16 protein-coding genes, 1 tRNA gene and 1 pseudogene are annotated in these 18635 nt (G+C 60.3%); 9 read left to right on the plus strand and 9 right to left on the minus strand.

The genetic code is table 11. The features are described 5' to 3' along the window. Positions 1–4 precede the first annotated feature (4 nt). Both H4P12_RS09490 and dusB read right to left on the minus strand, forming a co-directional pair. Positions 5–1123, minus strand: a complete 1119-nt coding sequence (locus tag H4P12_RS09490) for a two-component system sensor histidine kinase NtrB (protein ID WP_187793454.1) — start codon at positions 1121–1123, stop codon at positions 5–7. Continuing rightward, positions 1120–2136: a tRNA dihydrouridine synthase DusB gene (gene dusB / locus H4P12_RS09495; RefSeq protein ID WP_187793455.1), complete on the minus strand. Its 1017-nt coding sequence runs from the start codon at positions 2134–2136 to the stop codon at positions 1120–1122. The genes H4P12_RS09490 and dusB overlap by 4 nt, the downstream gene beginning before the upstream one ends. Before the next feature lie 227 nt (positions 2137–2363). Between dusB and H4P12_RS09500 the strand changes: the two genes are divergently transcribed. The 4 genes from H4P12_RS09500 to H4P12_RS09515 all read left to right on the plus strand — a co-directional run bounded on the left by H4P12_RS09500 (position 2364) and on the right by H4P12_RS09515 (position 7736). Then, on the plus strand, positions 2364–3746 hold the full coding sequence (locus H4P12_RS09500) for an L-serine ammonia-lyase (RefSeq protein WP_187793456.1): 1383 nt from the start codon (positions 2364–2366) through the stop codon (positions 3744–3746). A gap of 129 nt (positions 3747–3875) precedes the next feature. After that, positions 3876–4757: a COG3650 family protein gene (locus H4P12_RS09505; RefSeq protein ID WP_187793457.1), complete on the plus strand. Its 882-nt coding sequence runs from the start codon at positions 3876–3878 to the stop codon at positions 4755–4757. Positions 4758–4881: 124 nt separating this feature from the next. Then, positions 4882–7080, plus strand: coding sequence for a YjbH domain-containing protein (locus H4P12_RS09510; RefSeq protein ID WP_187793458.1), 2199 nt, complete (start codon positions 4882–4884; stop codon positions 7078–7080). After that, positions 7077–7736, plus strand: coding sequence for a YjbF family lipoprotein (locus tag H4P12_RS09515; protein ID WP_187793459.1), 660 nt, complete (start codon positions 7077–7079; stop codon positions 7734–7736). Before H4P12_RS09510 ends, H4P12_RS09515 begins: the two co-directional genes overlap by 4 nt. A gap of 670 nt (positions 7737–8406) precedes the next feature. Here H4P12_RS09515 and H4P12_RS09520 read toward each other — a convergent pair. From H4P12_RS09520 to H4P12_RS09535, 4 genes and pseudogenes are all read right to left on the minus strand, one after another. Further along, a complete protein-coding gene (locus H4P12_RS09520; protein ID WP_425498212.1) occupies positions 8407–8727 on the minus strand; it encodes a hypothetical protein in 321 nt (106 codons plus the stop codon). A gap of 81 nt (positions 8728–8808) precedes the next feature. Next, positions 8809–9591, minus strand: coding sequence for an iron chelate uptake ABC transporter family permease subunit (locus H4P12_RS09525; RefSeq protein WP_187793460.1), 783 nt, complete (start codon positions 9589–9591; stop codon positions 8809–8811). Positions 9592–9605: 14 nt separating this feature from the next. Further along, positions 9606–10366, minus strand: a pseudogene (locus H4P12_RS09530) (metal ABC transporter ATP-binding protein). Continuing rightward, positions 10363–10845: a Fur family transcriptional regulator gene (locus H4P12_RS09535; RefSeq protein WP_187793461.1), complete on the minus strand. Its 483-nt coding sequence runs from the start codon at positions 10843–10845 to the stop codon at positions 10363–10365. Before H4P12_RS09535 ends, H4P12_RS09530 begins: the two are co-directional and overlap by 4 nt. Positions 10846–10953: 108 nt before the next feature. Between H4P12_RS09535 and H4P12_RS09540 the strand changes: the two genes are divergently transcribed. After that, positions 10954–11865 carry a zinc ABC transporter substrate-binding protein gene (locus H4P12_RS09540; RefSeq protein ID WP_187793462.1) on the plus strand — a complete coding sequence of 304 codons (912 nt, stop codon included), beginning with the start codon at positions 10954–10956 and terminating at the stop codon, positions 11863–11865. A gap of 127 nt (positions 11866–11992) precedes the next feature. Next, entirely contained in the window at positions 11993–12169 is a 177-nt protein-coding gene (gene hemP / locus H4P12_RS09545) for a hemin uptake protein HemP (protein WP_187793463.1), read from the plus strand. Positions 12170–12240: 71 nt separating this feature from the next. On the opposite strand, the gene H4P12_RS09550 is transcribed toward hemP, so the two are convergent. After that, complete coding sequence (locus H4P12_RS09550) at positions 12241–13836, minus strand: pseudouridine synthase (protein WP_187793464.1); 1596 nt, start codon at positions 13834–13836, stop codon at positions 12241–12243. Positions 13837–13957: 121 nt separating this feature from the next. Here H4P12_RS09550 and H4P12_RS09555 point away from each other — a divergent pair, with 121 nt between their 5' ends. From H4P12_RS09555 to H4P12_RS09565, 3 genes are all read left to right on the plus strand, one after another. Beyond that, complete coding sequence (locus tag H4P12_RS09555) at positions 13958–14410, plus strand: nucleoside deaminase (protein WP_187793465.1); 453 nt, start codon at positions 13958–13960, stop codon at positions 14408–14410. Beyond that, positions 14407–15009 (plus strand): HAD family hydrolase, encoded by a 603-nt coding sequence (locus tag H4P12_RS09560; protein ID WP_187793466.1) that lies wholly within the window; start codon positions 14407–14409, stop codon positions 15007–15009. The genes H4P12_RS09555 and H4P12_RS09560 overlap by 4 nt, the downstream gene beginning before the upstream one ends. Positions 15010–15049: 40 nt before the next feature. Continuing rightward, a tRNA-Gly gene (locus H4P12_RS09565) sits at positions 15050–15123 on the plus strand. A gap of 3 nt (positions 15124–15126) precedes the next feature. Here the strand turns inward: H4P12_RS09565 and H4P12_RS09570 are convergent. Both H4P12_RS09570 and pheT read right to left on the minus strand, forming a co-directional pair. Continuing rightward, positions 15127–15876: an alpha/beta fold hydrolase gene (locus H4P12_RS09570; protein WP_187793467.1), complete on the minus strand. Its 750-nt coding sequence runs from the start codon at positions 15874–15876 to the stop codon at positions 15127–15129. Positions 15877–16086: 210 nt separating this feature from the next. Then, entirely contained in the window at positions 16087–18474 is a 2388-nt protein-coding gene (pheT, locus tag H4P12_RS09575) for a phenylalanine--tRNA ligase subunit beta (protein WP_187793468.1), read from the minus strand. Positions 18475–18635: the final 161 nt, after the last annotated feature.

Below are 18635 nucleotides of genomic sequence, written 5' to 3' on the forward strand. Positions count from 1 at the left end.
CTATTCAGGCTTTTGGCAAGGAAATTCGAAAAACCGTGCGCCCCGGCTTGCTGTCCACCCGGATCAGCGCACCGTGGTCAGTGATGATCTTGCTGACCAGTGCAAGGCCCAGTCCGGTGCCGTTCTCGCGCCCCGAGACGAACGGTTCAAACACCTGATCGGCGATATTGGCGGGCAATCCGGGGCCATTATCTTCAAGTTCGATCTGAAGGGGCAGTCCGCGGCCCGTTGGGGCTTGATCATCGGGCAGGCTGCGCAAGGCGTGGTCGTAATAGCTGCGTATTCTGATTGTCGGATTTTCGCTTTTCGCAAGGGCCTCGGCTGCGTTCTTGATCAGGTTCAGACACACCTGCGTCAACTGATCTGCATCTGCCAGCGCCAAGGGAAGCGACGGGTCGTAATCCGCTATTACTGAAATTTTTCTGGCAAAGCCCACGGCGGCCGACCTGCGCACACGCTCTAACACATCATGAACATTTACCGGTCGCAGATTCGGGGCCGAGGTATCACCGAACCGTTCAACCTGATCCAGAAGCGCCACGATCCGACGCGATTCGCTGACGATCATTTCTGCCATTTCGCGATCTTCGGGTGTCGCATTCATCGCCATCAACTGCGCCGCACCCCGGATACCCGCCAATGGGTTCTTGATCTCATGCGCCAGCATTTCGGCCATGCCGATCGCGCTGCGGGCGGCTGCGCGAACCGCGCGCGATTGCAACTGTGACCCTGCATCGTCCAACGGCACCAACAGTAACGTCACCGCACCGCCGCTTTGCCCCGCCGGTCCTGCGTGAACCACTGCAAAACGCTCTTGATGGCCGCCGGCCCGGTCGCCGATTTCGAAGCACACATTCGGCTGATACAGCGCCTCCTCCAAGGCGATAACACGCTTTATCACCGGGCTGATCGAGGGCAGAATGCGCAGCCGTTTTTCCATGTCCTCTCCCTCAAGCGATTTGCCCAGGGTCGAGTTGCGCGACAGGTTCAGCCAGATTTCGGCGGCGTCATTCATCGCCACCACCCGTCCGCTTTCGTCAAGGATCAGCGCCGGCAAGGGCAGCGTGTTCCAGCCCGGACCGGGCTGGACATCGGCAAAAAGCGACGGGTCGATCCGGGTCATGCCGCGCGCTCTTTCGTGGTTTCACCGGGCGCGTCGGCGAAGGCAACGCGGATCAGCGCAATGGTCGCCGCCACGCTATCCGCCCGCAGCAATTCGGACCTCATCAGCGCGTTGTTTTCCTCGGCATACCAGCCCAAATGCTTGCGGGCGACGCGCAGGCCCAGTTCGGGACCATAAAAATCCAGCATGTCTTCGTAATGTTCTTCAACCAGATCGGCAAGCGCCGGACCGGTAGGAACAACCGGCGCGGGCGTTCCGTGCAGCTCATGCGCGATCCGGGCCAGACGCCATGGCGCGCCCTGCGCCCCGCGCCCGACCATCACCGCATCAGCCCCCGAAGCAGCCAACGCGGCGCGGGCAGACGCCGTATCCACCACATCGCCATTGGCAACCAAGGGCGGGCGGCCGGGCAGATTGGCAACATCGCGGATCTTTGACCAATCCGCGCTTCCCTTGTAAAATTGTGCACGCGTGCGACCGTGAACTGTCAGCATCTGCACGCCAGCATCCGTCGCGCGGCGGGCCAGTTCGGCGGCATTCAGACAATCATCGTCCCAGCCAAGCCGCATCTTCAGCGTGACCGGCACCGAAACCGCCCTCACGACCGCGTCGATCAGCGTCAGCGCATGATCCAGATTGCGCATCAGTGCCGCACCGGACAGACCGCCCGTCACCTTTTTCGCCGGGCAGCCCATGTTGATGTCGATGATCCGCGCGCCCATTCCTTCGACGATCTGGGCGGTTTCCGCCATCGGCCCGGCCTCGCGTCCAGCGATCTGAACCGATACCGGCAGCGCACCTTCGGTCAAAGCCTTGGCCCGCACCGCTGCACGGGTCGACGGGCGGGGCGTCACCATTTCGGACGAGGCGACCATTTCGCTGACCATCAGCCCTGCCCCGAAGCGGGCGACCGCGCGCCGAAACGGCAAATCGGTGATGCCGGCCATGGGTGCCAGAAACACCGGAGCGCCCAGTTGCGTATCGCCAATCATAATCGAAGCGGGGTTATTCATAGCTTGTTCCTTTACCGGACATTGCAAAGCCGCAAGGCTGTGCTGTCTCGGCCAATGTTCACCTGATAGGCAATCGGGATATTTGCCTAATAATTAGGCTTCACGCTCAAATCAACGGCAGACGGATATCCCGGCAATGTCGCTTACCCCCTGACCATGGGTCGTTTCCGCACTGGCACAGGTGGGTTCGTCCTGTTTAAATAGCAAGAATATTGCAAGGGGTCGTCATGTTCTTGTCTGTCTTTGACATGTTCAAAATAGGTGTTGGGCCATCTTCGTCACACACGATGGGGCCGATGGTGGCAGGGGCGCGGTTTCTGGACACCCTAAGACAGCAACCGTTCAAACCTTATGGGCTGAAGGCCAGTTTGCATGGCAGTCTGGCCTTTACCGGCAAGGGGCATGCGACGGATCGTGCAACGATCCTTGGCCTTGCGGGGTTTGTTCCCGCGACAATCGACGCCCAAGCTGCAGAAGCTGCGTTAGAGGAAAACCGCCGCACGAAGCTGCTTTCGGTCGAAGGGATTGGCGATCTTGCCTTTGATCCCGACCGTGATCTGCGCTTTGATTTCGATCAGGCCTTGCCCGGTCACGCCAATGGGATGACCCTGTCGGCAACCGACGCGCAAGGGGATGTGATCTATCACCAGGTTTATTATTCGGTGGGCGGTGGTTTTGTTCTGACTGCCGAAGAACTGGAACAAAAGGCTGATCAAAGCCGCAGCGATGCCGTAGCCAAAGTGCCGTTCCCCTTTGCGACAGCCGCAGAAATGCTGGAAATGGCTGAAAAATCGGGCAAATCAATCGCCCAGATGAAGCGTGAGAATGAACTGGCCTTTCGCAGCGATGCCGAATTGCGCGACGGGTTGATGCGCATCTGGCATGTCATGCGCGATTGCATGGATCGCGGCCTGGCCACCGACGGAATTTTGCCCGGCGGGCTTAGTGTGCGCCGCCGCGCCAAGGGCATCCACGACAAGCTGATGGCCGAGCGCGGGATGAACCTGACCGCTCCGCATGTCATCAATGACTGGATGTCTACCTATGCAATGGCGGTGAACGAAGAAAATGCCGCTGGAGGTCAGGTCGTCACCGCGCCGACCAATGGCGCGGCGGGCACCGTCCCCGCCGTCATCCGCTATTGGCTTGACCACGTTCCGGGCGCGACCGAACGCGACCTGCCCGAATTTCTGCTGACCGCAGCTGCTGTCGGCGGCCTGATCAAGCATAACGCCTCGATTTCCGGGGCCGAATGCGGCTGTCAGGCCGAGGTTGGCAGTGCCAGTGCAATGGCCGCGGCAGGGCTTGCTGCCGTTTTGGGCGGAACCGCAGAACAAATTGAAAACGCGGCTGAAATTGCGTTGGAACATCATCTTGGCATGACCTGCGATCCCGTCAAGGGATTGGTGCAGGTGCCCTGCATCGAACGGAACGGCCTTGGCGCGATCAAGGCGGTCAGCGCCGCCAGTCTGGCCCTGCGCGGCGACGGCAAACATTTCGTGCCACTGGATGCCGCGATTGAAACGATGCGTCAGACCGGCAACGACATGTCCGACAAATACAAGGAAACGTCACTGGGCGGTCTGGCCGTCAACGTCCCGAATTGTTGAGGATTGTTGATCGCAAGACGGGTGCAAGACTGGCGATGTGTCGCCACCGGCACGCCGCCGCGCTTGCCCCGCAAGGCGGCGGTTGCTAACGCTTGCGTGACAGTGACCCAAAACAAAAAAGGCCCGCCAATGTCTTCGCGTCTCGCCCTTCTTGCCCTGATGATCCTGCCGCTTGCCGCTTGCGAGGGCACCGGCTTTAATCTGGGTCAAAATTCTGAATCCGAAGCATCGACCGGGCCGCGCCCGCCAGCCGTCTCTCCGCTGGAGCAGCCGATCGAGACTGGCGCGGGCACGCGTCCCGTTTCGACCGCAGAACGTGTAACCTATAATACCGCCGCCTTCAGTGCGCGCGGGAATGAGCCGTTCTGGGCCGTCGATGTCGCAGGCAATACCGCGATGTATAAAACACCCGAAAACCAGCGCGGATCAGCAGTCCGTGTGGACCGCATCACCTTTGCCGAGGGGGTCGAGTTCATTGGCGTCCGTAGCGGTCGTCCTTTCGCGCTGAATATCCGCAGCAAGCAATGCCGCGATTCCATGTCGGGGGACCGTTTCCCGATGACCGCTGTGCTGACCACGGCTGGCCGCCAGCAAACGGGATGCGCAGGCCCCGCCACCGCAGAGGTCGCCGCAGCCGTCGCAGCCATTCGCGCACCTGTCCCGGCCGCGCCAAAGGCCGCCGCGACACGCAGCAGCACGCGTCCTGCTGCACCCCGTCCGGCCGCAACACCTGCACCCGCCGCTGAAACTTCAGCTCCGGCACAGGTGGAAACGCCGGCCAGCAACGCCGCAACGGAAAGCAGCACCAGCGCACCAGCGACGACACCGGCGCCCACCACCACGCCAACCACGCCGTCAACACCGCCAGCGCCTGAAAGCAACAGCAACTCGTCCACGACCACGACCACGACAAAGCCCAGCGTTCCGGCACCGACGATGGTGCTGCCATCAACCCCGCCTTCGACGGGGGCCAGCACCAGCACCGAAAATTCTGACGACACCACCGATTGATCATCGCCCGCGCCTGAATAACTGCGGCTCAAAGGACGCAACTGCCAAGTGAAGTTGCGTTCGCAGGCTGCAAAGGGCACGGGTGCAAGTTATGATCCGCCAAACGCTTTACAAGGACCACGCGATGCGCCGATCCAGAACGATAAGACGCCTGATGGCGACAACCTTGCCTGCGGCGCTGCTGTTCGGATCAGTATCGTCGACCGCCGTTGCCGATCCAATGCATGGTCGCAACATGTCAACCTATGGCCTGGCCGGCGGGATCGATACCCCGACGGCGGAAACTCTGCCCGATGGCACCTTGGGCGCCACGGTATCGTGGTCCGACTATGGCCGCCGCAGCAGCGTCGTGTTTCAGGCGCTGCCGCGCCTGACGACCGTGTTGCGCTATTCGCGGGTCGAAGGGATCAACGACTATCGCAATGATGGCTACATCTCGGACCGGTCATTCGATGTGCGGCTGCAGGTTCTGGATGAACAGGGCTGGCGTCCGGCGGTTGCTGTCGGCTTGCAGGACTTTATCGGCACGGGCGTTTATTCCGGTGAATATATCGTCGCCACGAAAAACGTAACGCCGGCTGTGCGTGTGTCTGCCGGTCTTGGCTGGGGCACGCTGGCGGGCAAGAACCGGGTGATCGACTCGGCCGATGAAGGCGGCACCTTTGATGCGGGCGACTGGTTCAGCGGCGGGGCGAAACCCTTTGCTTCGGTCAGCTGGCAGGTCAATGACAAGCTCAGCCTTGTCGCGGAATATTCGAACGACAAGTATCAGGCGGATTACCGTCGAAGAAACGGGACGATCGACCACTTTCAGCAAGGTGATGACGAGCCGGGCAACAATCTGAACCTTGCCGCCTATTACCGCTTTGGCAACAATTACGAAGCGGGCCTCTATTCGATCGGTGGCGAAACCTTTGGCGTGCAATTCTCGATCGCGCTGAACCCGCGCGAGGCGCCCTACCCGTCCGGGCTGGAAAAAGCCCCGGCCCCGGTGCGTCCGCGCCCGGCGGTTGCGGCTGATCCCGATGGCTGGTCGGGCGTCTGGGCACAGGATCCGACCGCGCAACCTGCGATCCAGCAGGCGCTTGGCAAGGCCATGTCCGACGAAGGCCAGATCCTTGAATCGATGGCCCTGACTTCGAACCGGGCTGAAGTGCGGCTGCGCAACCAGCGCTATATCAGCCAGGCCGAAGCGATTGGCCGCACGGCGCGCCTGATGACGCGCGCCCTGCCGCCTTCGGTCGAAACATTCGTCATTACCTCGACCGCCGATGGCGTTCCGACCTCATCGGTGACGGTGCGCCGCTCGGACGTGGAACGTCTGGAAAACACCGAGGCCAGCCAGATCGCCACGGTCGCCGCATTGACCGATGCGCCCTCGTCCGCGCCCGGTCTGGTTCGCACCCCGGATGTCTATCCACGCTTCCGGTGGAGCATCAAACCCTATTGGGATCTGGGCATTTTCAGCGCCGAAGACGGCTTGACCAACGAAGTCGGCGCCGAGGCCCGCGCCAGCTATGAGCTGATGCCAGGTCTGTTCCTGACTGGCGCGCTGCGTCAACGTGCTTTTGGTGACATTGACCAGCGCGGTCCAGGCATCCCCGGTCAGCGGGGACAGCACTACACGGCCGAGGAATATGAGAACGATCCGTCGCTGGAAACCAACGACGGCATCCCGCGCGTTCGTTCAGACACGCGCATGTATACCGGCAACCATGATCCGGTGATCCCGGAACTGACGCTGGCCTATTACGCAAAGCCGACCGAAACGATCTACACCCGCGTCACCGCCGGTCTTCTGGAACGCGCCTATGGCGGTGTTTCGGGCGAAGTCCTGTGGAAGCCGGTCAATTCGCCGCTGGCCTTTGGCGCGGAAATCAACCGCGTCCGCAAGCGTGACTTTGATCAGCTGTTCGACTTCCGCGATTACGAGGTCACGATGGGCCATGTTTCGGCCTATTACGAATTCGCTCAGGGCTTCACCGCGCAGCTTGATGTCGGCAAATATCTGGCTGGCGACAAGGGCGCGACCGTGACCGTGACCCGCGAATTCGCGAATGGCTGGCGTATCGGTGCCTATGCGACCAAAACCGATATGAGCGAGGAAGACTTCGGCGAAGGTAGCTTTGACAAGGGAATTACCCTGTCGATCCCGCTGGGCTGGGCCACCGGCACGGCGACGCGCGAACGTGTTTCGGCCGACCTGCGGTCGCTGTCGCGCGATGGTGGTGCGCAGCTGAACGTCAACGGTCGTTTGTATGACCGCGTCCGTGACAGCCATTCTGTCAAACTTTATGAAGGCTGGGGGAGGTTCTGGCGATGAACGGCGCAATCAAGATCACGCTGGCAGCTTCCCTGCTGGCCGGGCTGGCCGCCTGCGGCAACACCACGGGCGACGATGGCGACATGGGCGCACTTGGCATTGCCACGCAGACCGCTGGCCAGATTCTGGCACAGCGTCGCCAGAGCGAGCAGGCCACCGCACCGGCAAAATCGCCTCAGGAAGCCGCAGCCGAGGCGCTGCGCGTCAACCCCGGCCCGCTGATTCAGGCGGGCTTCGAAGGACTTGGCCGCACGCAGATCATGGCCATGACGGGCCAGAACGGCAGCATGCGCACCTTTATGACCCCGGCAGAGGAAGCGCTGATCCTGCGCGGCGGCATGTTGGTGGGAACGCGCGGGCTTGGGCATGATCTGTCGGTGGCCGAAGCGCAAACCGAAGGCATGATCCGTGCCGGCGCATCCGGCAGCGGCACGCGCACCATGCGTTATTTTGCTGGTGACGGGATCGAGCGACCGCTGCAGTTCACCTGCACCGTCGGCGCGGGCGCCAAACCCGGCGTTACGGTTGAAAACTGTGAGGGTCATGGCACCAGCTTCCAGAACAGCTACATGGTTTCTGGCGGCCAGGTCGCGGTCTCTCGGCAATGGATCGGCCCCAATCTGGGCTATGTGACCATCCAGACCTTGCGTCCCTGAATGCCATCAAGAATGAGAACGAAAACCGGCCCTTCCGAGGCCGGTTTTTTTGTTGATCGGGTCAGGCCGCGTCACGCTATAGGGTCATAGCCAGCCGATCCGCCCCAATCACCAGCCTGACCGACCCTGTTGACGATACAGTGCGCAGGCGGCCCTTGGATCGGATCCTGCGCGCGATGCCAGCCTCGGCAAAGGCGGATCATCCGCTGCAGGAAGACCGGGAGGAGCATGGCCTGCGCTATGCTCGGATAGGCTACAGATACCCCCATGGGCAACTCTTCGGCGGGATCCGGCCATCTGCCTTGATCAACCACGTGACCGTTGCAGGCAACAGCCCCCTTGAACCGAGCGGCGCACCCCCATCTTGGACCTAGAAATAACGCGGAAGGCTTGGAGAGCAACACCCCAACATCGAGGCTGCCTTGCCATGCCCGAGCCATGGCAAATGACCAGCCCCCGACCGCCCCGAAGTCGCCAGCAAGGCCCGGAAAGTGCTTGTCCCGGTTCAAGCGAGGCATGGTCAGCAACGCCGCCGCCTGAAGATCAACGCCGTTCACGGCTCGCGAGGTGATATAATAATCTGGCTGAAAACTGGCGGCAGAAATAGAAAAAGGCTGACCCGAAGGCCAGCCCCTCAAGTTCAGATCGGTGAGACCGATCCTACTTGAAATTAGCTGTCGTCGTCGTCCGAAGCGACGGCAGCGATCACGCCCAGCAGCAGCAGGGCGGGAACAACCAGGCCGGCGTTCGACGAGGCGGGTTTTTCTTCCACAACAACCGGCTCAACGTCGACAACGGGGGCGACATAGCCACCGGCCAGTGCCGAAGTTGCGGTCAGGCCGAGAGCGGCAGCGAAAGTAGCGAATTTGGTCATGATCATGCTCCGTTTCGTTTGAAGGCTGCCGTATCCGGCAACATCGATGAGACAGTTACATAAACCCGGCGGGTTGAAAAGCTGCATTAAATCAAATCCCATGCGGGTCTGCGTCAACTGTTGCATAATCGCCAACACTTACCGCGCGGGATAGTTCCGATCATGCCGCCGCATGGTAGGAATTGTTGCAGGATTGCACTAACCACGCCGAAATACAAAAGAAATTCCGAAAAAGATTGCAGCGACGGCGACAATCGACGGTCCTGCCGGTGTGTCCAGATGCAGGCTGGACAGCAGTCCCAACATCACCGACAGACCGGCGATCAGCGATGCATTGGCAGCCATCCGCTCGGGCGTGGGGGCCAATGCGCGGGCTGCGGCTGCCGGAACGATCAGCATTGCAGAAATCAGCAACGATCCGATCACTCGAATCGACAATGCGACGACGACGGCCAGCGCGATAGAAAGCAGAAGCCGTTCGAATCGTGGATTGATACCTGCAGCCATTGCCAGTTCTTCATTCAGGGTTGCGGTCAGCAGGTTTTGCCAGCGCCACATCAACACCCCAAGGACCAGCAGAGCGCCAATCCAGATCAGCGTCAGATCCGCCATTCCGACGGTCAGGATATCGCCGAACAGATAAGAATTCAGGTCCGCCCGGGCCGATGGGACAAAACTTATAGCGACCAGGCCAAAGGCCAGCGCCGAATGTGCAAGAACACCCAATACAGTATCCATCGCCTGCCCGCGCGATACCAGCGCCGTAACCACAACCGCCATCACCAGCGCCACAAGCAATGTCCCGGCATAGATCGACAGATTGAAGGCAAGGCTAAGCGCCACGCCCAGAATAGCGGCATGTGCGGTTGAATCCCCGAAATAGGCCATCCGCCGCCACACGACAAAACTGCCCAGTGGACCAGCCACCAGCGCCAGCCCTAAACCGGCCAGCAATGCGCGAATAAAGAAATCATCCAGCATGAAAATGCATCGCCTTAGCTGTGGTGGTGGTGATGATCGTGGATGTGGTCATGGCCATGATCGTGATCGTGATCGTGGTGGTGCTGATATAACGCCAGCGCATCTTCGCTACCCGCGCGAACAGGGCGCGATATTCCGGTGCGGAACTGACATGCTGCGGCGTCCCTTCGCAGCAGACATGCCCGTTCAGACAGATCACACGGTCCGACGCGCGCATCACCACAAGCAGATCATGGCTGACCATCAGCACCGCGGCACCGGTTTCACGGCGAACTTCCTCGACCAGTTTGTAAAAGGCGACGATGCCGGGTTGGTCCAGCCCCTGTGTCGGCTCATCCAGGACCAACAAGTTGGGATCATGCAGCAAAGCGCGCGCCAGCAGGACACGCTGAAACTGACCGCCAGACAGTTGGGTCAGTTGCCGGGCTTGCAGCCCATCAACCCCCGTCCGCGCCAGAACCGCCGAGGCCATCTCATCGCTGACCCGGCGAGGCAGCGACAGAAACCGCCGCACGGTCATCGGGATCGCGGTATCAATCTGAACCCGCTGCGGCACATAGCCGATGCGCAGATCCGGCCTGCGGCTGATGCGGCCATCTGCCAGCGCCATATGGCCCAGCAACGCCCGCACAAGCGACGATTTGCCCGACCCGTTCGGCCCGACAACGGTGACGATCTCTTGCGGGGCAATCTGAAAATCAACATTCTGCAGCACAATGTCCTGACTGCCCGGCCGCAAGATCGTCAGGTCATTTGCCTGTATCAGCGGCGTCATATCGCCCCCGCCCTGGCGCAGGTGGGGCAAAGGCCCAAGGCCTCGATCGTCACCCGCTCGACGGTGAAGCCGGAATCCGCGGCCAGATCCGAAAGAGTTTCGCGCACCGGGGCGGCGGGAAGTTCGGCCAATTTGTCGCATTCCCGACAGATCAGAAAAGCCGGAGCATGCTCATGCCCCGGATGCAGGCAGGCGGCAAAGGCGTTCAGGCGTTGCAGACGATGTGCCAGACCGTTCTGGACCAGAAACTCCAATGCACGATAGGCCACGGGGGGTTGGTTGCCATACCCTTCCTCGGCCAGGCGCTGAAGCATGTCATAGGCCCCCATGGCACGATGCGACTCCAACAGGATTTCCAACGTGCGACGCCTGACCGGGGTCAGACGTGCGCCCGACTTGGTCAGTCGCGCTTCCGCCTCGTCCAGCGCACGGGCGGTGCATTGGCTGTGATCATGCGGCGCAAAGGCGGCGTTGGACATATCGGGCTGTGCAATGCTCAAGATAAGTTACTTTATAACATTTCAGTTGACTTGTTATCATATAACATCAACAAGGGCCTCGCTTCAACCTCTGCCAAGGATATTCTGATGCGCATCTCTTTTGCACTTGCGGCCCTGCTGTTCAGCGCGACCCCCGCTCTGGCCGCGCCAGAGATTGTGGTCGACACACCGATCACCGGCTCATTGGTTCAACATGTCATGGGCGATCTTGGCACCATTCATGTTCTGATGCCTGCCGGGACCAGCGTTCATCACCATCAGATGCGTCCCTCGGACGCCGGTGCATTGCAAGATGCCGATGCGCTGATCTGGACCGGACCAGAACTGACACCGTGGCTGGAACGCGCATCTAGGTCACTTGGGCAGGGCTCAGTGCAGTTACGTTTATTGGATATCAAGGGAACGACATTACGCAGTTATGATGATCGTCACGCAGATCAGCACGATGAAGATCACGGTCATGGTCACGGTCATGCGGACAACGATCCACATGCGTGGTTGAACCCGGAAAATACCGCTCTCTGGCTATCAGAGATTGCGAAACAACTGGGCGCTTTGGATTCAGAAAATGCGGCGATCTATTCGGCCAATGCGCAGGCTGTTGCTGCGAGGTTGGATGAAATGGATTCCGCGATCCGTGCCCAACTTGCCCCCGTCGCTGATAAGCACTTTGTCGTTTTCCACGATGCCTATGGCTATTTCACCGACCATTACGGCCTTTCCCCCGCTTTGGCGGTGTCACCCGGTGACGCCAGCACCCCTTCGGCAGCGCGAATCAGTGAATTGCGTGCCGCAATCACCGAATCGGGGGCAACCTGCGCTTTCCCTGAATTTGCGCAGGACACGAAATTGATCGTAGCCGCGTCCGAAGGAACCGGCATAAAGACCGGGGCAGCACTTGACCCCGAAGGCGCCGGCATCGAAGCAGGTCCCATGTTGTATGGCCACGTCATGCAGGGATTGGCCGATAGTCTGACAGATTGTCTGTCGGCTGAATGATGAAAATTGGGACGGGAAATTGCGGCGGGAAATTGCGGTGGAACAAATCTGACTATTTTACTTTGACAATTCAGAGTAAATTTGTCAGACATAGATAAATGAAGGATCAAACCCAAAGAGGCTGACCATGACCGCAGCACGTCCCGCCGATTTTCTGCAACCCGGCACCAGCGCCCTTGCACGTCTTCCGCAGCATGACGCAACCGAATTGACGCGTGGCGGCAATCAGGCGCTGATCATTCTTGATGACCAGATTTACCAGCTGCGCATTACCCGCGCGGGCAAGCTGATCCTGACCAAATAATCAATCAATTCTGCGAACTCCGGGGTTCCCTCGAAACCGGGCTGGCAATTACGCCTGCCCGGTTTTTTACATTAGCCACGAGGTTTACCGCCACCGGGACGCCCACCGGGTCTGCCGCCAGCCGGTTTGCCAGCACCGGGTTTCCCGCCGCCGAATTTCCCGCCGTCAGGACGTCCGCCAGCGGGTTTAGCGCGAAAACCTCTGCCACCGCCCGGCTTGCCCTGATCGCCGCGATTACCGCCAAAGGATTTCGGGCCAAAGGATTTCGGGCCAAAGGATTTCGAACCGCCTTGCTCGTCACGCTTGCCACCAAATGACGAGCGATCACCGGCCGGCTTGCCAAAGCGGCGCGGTTTGCGATCTTCGCCACCGTCAGCGGAATCAAACGAACGCCGCGGGGCTGCGTCATCGCGACGCCAGTTACCCTTTGATGGGCGCGCATCATCATCACGCGCACCGGCACCAAAACGGCGTTCACCCGCAGGTTTGCCGTCGAAACGTTTGGGGCGGTCATCCCGATCACCAGCGTTGCCGCCGAACCGCCGTGGCCGATCCTGACTGTCGCCGGGCTTTCCGCCAAAGCGTTTTGGACGATCCTGACCTTCGCCCGGTTTGCTCCCAAACCGCTTCGGGCGATCCTGAGCGTCACCAGGTTTCGCGCCAAAACGTCGCGGGCGATCCTGACCTTCGGCCGAACCTTCGCCAAACCGCTTTGGACGGTCCTGCGCATCAAAAGGTTTGGCACCGAACTTTCTGGGCCGATCCTGGCCGTCCGCATCGTTCCCGCGCGCGGGCCGGTCGCCATGCGAACGGAAGCTGCGGCGGGGGCCATCATCCAGCCCGTCATGGCGGCGCGGACCGCGCGACGAATCAGCTCCGCGCGGACGCATTTCGCGTTCTTTTTCCTCGACCTCACCGGTCAACAGACCGCCCAATTGATCGCGCAAGACGCGGCGCTTCACTTCGGCCACCTGATTTTTTTCCAGCCCGATCAGCTTGAACGGACCATAGCCAATGCGAATCAGGCGGTTTACCTGCAACCCGATATGAGACATCGCGCGACGAATCTCGCGGTTCTTGCCTTCGCGGATACCCACCGTCAGCCAGGCATTCGCACCTTGCTGGCTGTCCAACTTGATCTCCATCGGGGCGAATTCTTCGCCATCGATCGTGACGCCACGGCGCAGCGGGGCAAAGGTCAGATCGGACGGATTGCCGTTCACGCGCACACGATAGCGACGCAACCAGCCGGTCGTCGGCAACTCCAGCCGGCGCTTCAATTCGCCATCGTTGGTCAGCAACAACAACCCTTCCGAGTTGAGGTCCAGCCGCCCCACACTCATCACCCGCGGCATTTCGCGGGGCAGCGCGTCAAAGACGGTCTGACGGCCTTTCTCATCCGATTCCGTCGTTACCAGTCCAAGCGGCTTGTAATACAGCCATAACCGGGTTTCCTGCGGCTCTTCCATGCGCTTGCCATCGATCACGATCTTGTCGGTCGGCAATACGTCCAGCGCAGGGCTGTTGATTTTCTGCCCGTTCACCGTGACACGACCTTCGATGATCATGCGTTCGGCTTCGCGGCGACTGGCAACACCGGCGCGTGCCATGACTTTGGCAATGCGTTCTGCGGTCGCGGGGGCTTGTGGGGTATTTTCTTCGGTCATGCGAATTCTCCTGCGCATCTCTGCGGGGGTTAAAAGAGGGACTTTTTACGACACCCCCCTCAAACGTGGAAGGATTCTTTTGCCCGCTTGCACAGGCGTGATCCGCTTGCGACAAACGCGCATGTCCGGTTTCACCACCCATATGGATCGCGCCATGGCCCAGGCGCGTGCCGCCGCAGATCGCGGCGAGGTTCCTGTTGGCGCCGTCCTGATTGCGCCCGATGGCCGTGTTGCGGCCGCAGCAGGGAACCGCACCCGCGAATTATCTGATCCGACAGCCCATGCCGAAATCGTGGCCATTCGTGAAGCCTGCGCCGCTGCCGGGTCTGAACGCTTGCCCGGTTACAGCCTGTGGGTGACGCTGGAACCCTGCCCCATGTGCGCCGCAGCGATATCCGCCGCCCGCATAGAACGCCTGTATTACGGGGCCAGCGACCCCCGAATGGGCGGCGTCGAGCATGGTGCACGGGTGTTCGATCACGCCCAATGTCACCATCGCCCACAGATTTATGATGGGCTTGGCGCCGATGAATCGCGTAGCCTGCTAAGAAATTTCTTTGAGAGCAGGCGATGAAACACATTGTATTCGACCTTGGCCAAGTGCTGATCAACTGGTTTCCCGAAGAAGCGTTTCAACAGCAGTTCGACGACCCTGCCGCCTTGCAGGAATGGTTTCAGCAGATTGATTTCAACGGTTGGAACCGCAAGCAGGATGGCGGGCGCAGTTTTGCCGCGGGGTTGGCTGCGGCCCGTGAACAGCATGGTGCGCTGGCAGCTCCGCTGGAGGGGTATCTGGATCGCTTCGGCCTGACGATCCTCCAACCCGTCGCCGAGACATGGCAGATCGCGGAAAATCTGAAATCCGCTGGTCACGATCTTTATGCGATCACCAATTGGGCGGCGGAAACCTGGCCCCAGGCCCTGCGACAATATCCCAGACTGAACGGGTTGTTCACCGATATCGTCGTGTCGGGTATCGAGGCCCTGCTGAAGCCCGAGGCTGCGATCTATCTGACCCTGTGCCAGCGAAACAACCTGCGCCCCGAAGATTGCCTGTTCATCGACGACAGTCTGGCGAATGTTCAGGGTGCGCGAAAGATCGGAATGGACGCGATCCATTTCACCAGCGCGGCGGAACTTCGCAGTGAACTTGCCGTCAGGGGTATCGGATAGCTTGAACCCTGTCGCATTGCCCCCTATAGGAGTATGCGACGCGGGTGTAGCTCAATGGTAGAGCAGCAGCCTTCCAAGCTGAATACGTGGGTTCGATTCCCATCACCCGCTCCAACCTTACCAATAATTTAGGGCCATCTGGTCTTTATTGCCATGCAGGGCCACAAAGCGTTCCCGCATCAGCAAATGACTTAGCGCCTCGGTGACGGCTTCGGGCTGTTCGATCGGCGTCAGATGGCCACTGGACGGCACGATGACCAACCGCGAATCCGGGATATCCACGGCCATGTCACGATGCAGATCAGGCGGTGTCACCACATCGCTTTCGCCGCACAAAACCAGCGTCGGGCAATAAATATCATGAAGTGACGGACGACCGTCAGGGCGATCTATCAGACTTTGCCGGATGAACACCTCTGGTCCAAGACGCTCGGTCATGCCACGAACGCGTGCCGCCATGTCGGCGTTATGACGGTTTGCGGGGGCAAGATAGGTGTCCAGCAGCTTGTCACCGAAGCCGTGGAACTTGCCGGGATTGCCCGCCATCGCGATCAGGCGCTGTCGGTCTTGGGCGCGTGACGCGGCGTCGGGCAGCATCGTCGTATCCAAAAGCGCCAGATGCGTGACCCGATCCGGCGCGATACGCATGATTTCCTGCGCGACGACCCCGCCAAGCGAAAAACCCGCCAGCGCGAATTCATCGTCAGCGATGGCCAGCACATCCTGGGCGAGGCGGGCAAGTGTATTGCCCCTGGTGATGTCCGCGACGACAGGACGACAGGTTCTGGACAGCGGCCTTATCTGATCGCGCCATAGCGCGGCGTCATTCAGAAGGCCGGGGATAAGGATCAGTTGCGGCTTGGTCATGTCATTTCACCAACGTCAACACGTTACAAACAAGGGTCTACCTTTGCAGCTCCTTAGACAAATATATCTTAAAGCTACCCAGCATAACGACTGACTATTGGGACAGGTTCGTTACCAAAACGACACAATTTTGTGCGCAATTGGCAGATTTGACGTGAAAATGCCCGGTCGGTGACCGGGCATTCGCGCTTTCGTGAACATCGGCGCGGGTCAGGTGCGCAACTTGCCACCCGTCGCCTTTTCGACCTTTTCGATGATCTTCTGGCTGACCGCCTCGATCTCGGCATCGGTCAGGGTCTTGTCCCGTGGTTGCAGGCGTGCCGTAATCGCAATGGATTTTTTGCCGCCTTCCAACCCCGTAAACTGGTCGAACACGGTAACTGTCTCGATCATCGCCTTGTCGGCACCTTGTGCGGCATTAACGATGGTCAGCGCCTCGACCCGTGGATCAACCACAAACGCGAAATCGCGCTCGACCGCTTGCAGTTCGGAAATATCCAACGCGGGGCGGGACGCCGATTTGGTTTTCGGGAACGGCACATTTGCGATCCGCACGGTAAAGGCAACCGCCGGTCCCTTTACGTCCAGTTCGCGCAAAACCTTGGGATGAACCTCGCCAAAGGTTGCCAGCACATTCGGGCCAAGGGCGATATTACCCGCGCGGCCCGGATGCCACCAGGCTTCCAGCTTGCGATTGATCTGCGATTTCGTGGGCGCACCGATGGCCGACAGCACAGCCTCGGCATCGGCCTTGGCGTCATACAGATCAACGCGGCGGCGGCTGCCAAAGGGGTCGCGCGGGGCATTATGGCCAACCAGCAGACCGGTGATCTGGGTTGCCTGCTCGGCCGGTTCGCCGCCGACAAAGACGGGACCGATCTCGAACAGGGCCAGATCCATGAAACCACGCGACTGGTTGCGCGCTGCTGCCGTCAGCAGACCGGGCAACAGGTCAGGACGCAGATGCGTCATTTCGCTGCTGATCGGGTTTTCGACGCGCACCGCATCGCTGCCCCCGCCGAATAGCCTGGCCACGGCTTCGTCGATGAAACTATAGGTGACGCATTCATTATAGCCCAGCCCGGCGGCCTGACGGCGTGCCGCAGTTTCGCGAACCTGCAACGGTGTCAGGATCGGTTTTGGCACGCCTGCCTGCGGACGCGGCAGCGGCTTGCCCTCCAACTTGGTCAGGCTGGCGATGCGGGCGATTTCTTCGATCAGATCAGCATCCCCCAGAACATCGGGCCGCCATGAGGGCACATGCGCCATATCGCCCTCCAACCGGAAGCCCAGGGCCTCCAGCGAGGCGCGTTGCGTGTCCGCAGGAATGTCCAGACCGACAAGGCTTTGCGTCCGGGCGGGATCAAGGCGATAGGCGCGATCCGTGTTGGGGATTTCACCGGCAGTCACGACCGACGACGGCTCTCCACCGCACAGGTCGATCACCATTTGCGTGGCCAGCTCCAACCCTTGCAAGGTGAAGGCCGGGTCGATGCCGCGTTCAAAACGATAGCGCGCATCGGAATTGATCTTCAGCGCCCGACCCGTTGCGGCCACGGAAATAGGGTCGAAATAGGCGGCCTCGATGAACACATCGGTGGTGTCGTCCTGCGAGCCGGAGGCAGCCCCGCCCATCACGCCCGCGATGGATTCGATGGTGTTTGCATCCGTGATGACCACCGCGCCTTCCGGCAGGCTATAGGTCTTGTCATCCAGCGCCACGATCGTCTCGCCCGCTTGCGCAGCACGCAGGTTCAGGTCGCCGGTCACCTTGGCGGCGTCAAAGACATGCAGCGGGCGGTTCAGATCATAGGTGAAGAAGTTGGTGATATCGACCAGCGCATTGATCGGGCGCAGGCCAATGGCCCGCAGCCGCTTTTGCAGCCAATCCGGGCTTGGACCGTTTTTCACGCCACGCACCACACGCCCCGAAAAGAAGGGAACCTTGTCGGCAATGCCGGGATCAATGGTCACTTTGATCGGGCTGTCGAACTTGCCTTCGACCTGCGCGGTGCTGACAGGCTTCAGCCTGCCCAGCCCCCGTGCCGCCAGATCGCGGGCGATACCGTGAACACCAAGCGCATCGGGCCGGTTCGGCGTGATCTTGATATGGATCATCGGGTCGATCTTTTCCGGCGCGTTCTGTGCAAGCCAGTCGACGAATTTCTGGCCCACCTCGCCCGAAGGCAATTCGATGATCCCGTCATGTTCCTCGGACAGTTCCAGCTCTCGCTCGGACGCCATCATGCCGTGGCTTTCGACACCCCGGATCTTACCCACGCCCAGCGTGGTATCGATGCCCGGAACGTAATCGCCCGGCTTGGCCAGAACCACCGTGATCCCGGCCCGCGCATTCGGTGCGCCACAGACGATCTGCTTTTCCCCCTCATCCGTCATGACGCGGCAGACGCGCAGCCGATCTGCGTCAGGATGCTGTTCGGCATGTTCCACTCGCGCCAGCGTAAAGCTTTGCAGTTTGGCTGCGGGGTCAACGACCTCTTCGACTTCCAGACCAAGGTCGGTCAATGTGTCGGTGATCTGATCCAGCGTCGCGTTGGTATCAAGATGCTCTTTAAGCCAGGACAGGGTGAATTTCATAACGTCTTTCCACTACGTTGCCGACCGGCGGGAACGGACGGTGCTGCTGCATGCCTTCAACCCGCCTGACGCCAATTGGTCAAGCGTCTACACGCATATTTCATGGTCGGCGTGCTGTCTTTGCATGAAAATGAATTGCCCCCCCAATCCCAAGATGCAAA

The organism is Paracoccus amoyensis (assembly GCF_014490725.1).
Classification (GTDB): domain Bacteria; phylum Pseudomonadota; class Alphaproteobacteria; order Rhodobacterales; family Rhodobacteraceae; genus Paracoccus; species Paracoccus amoyensis.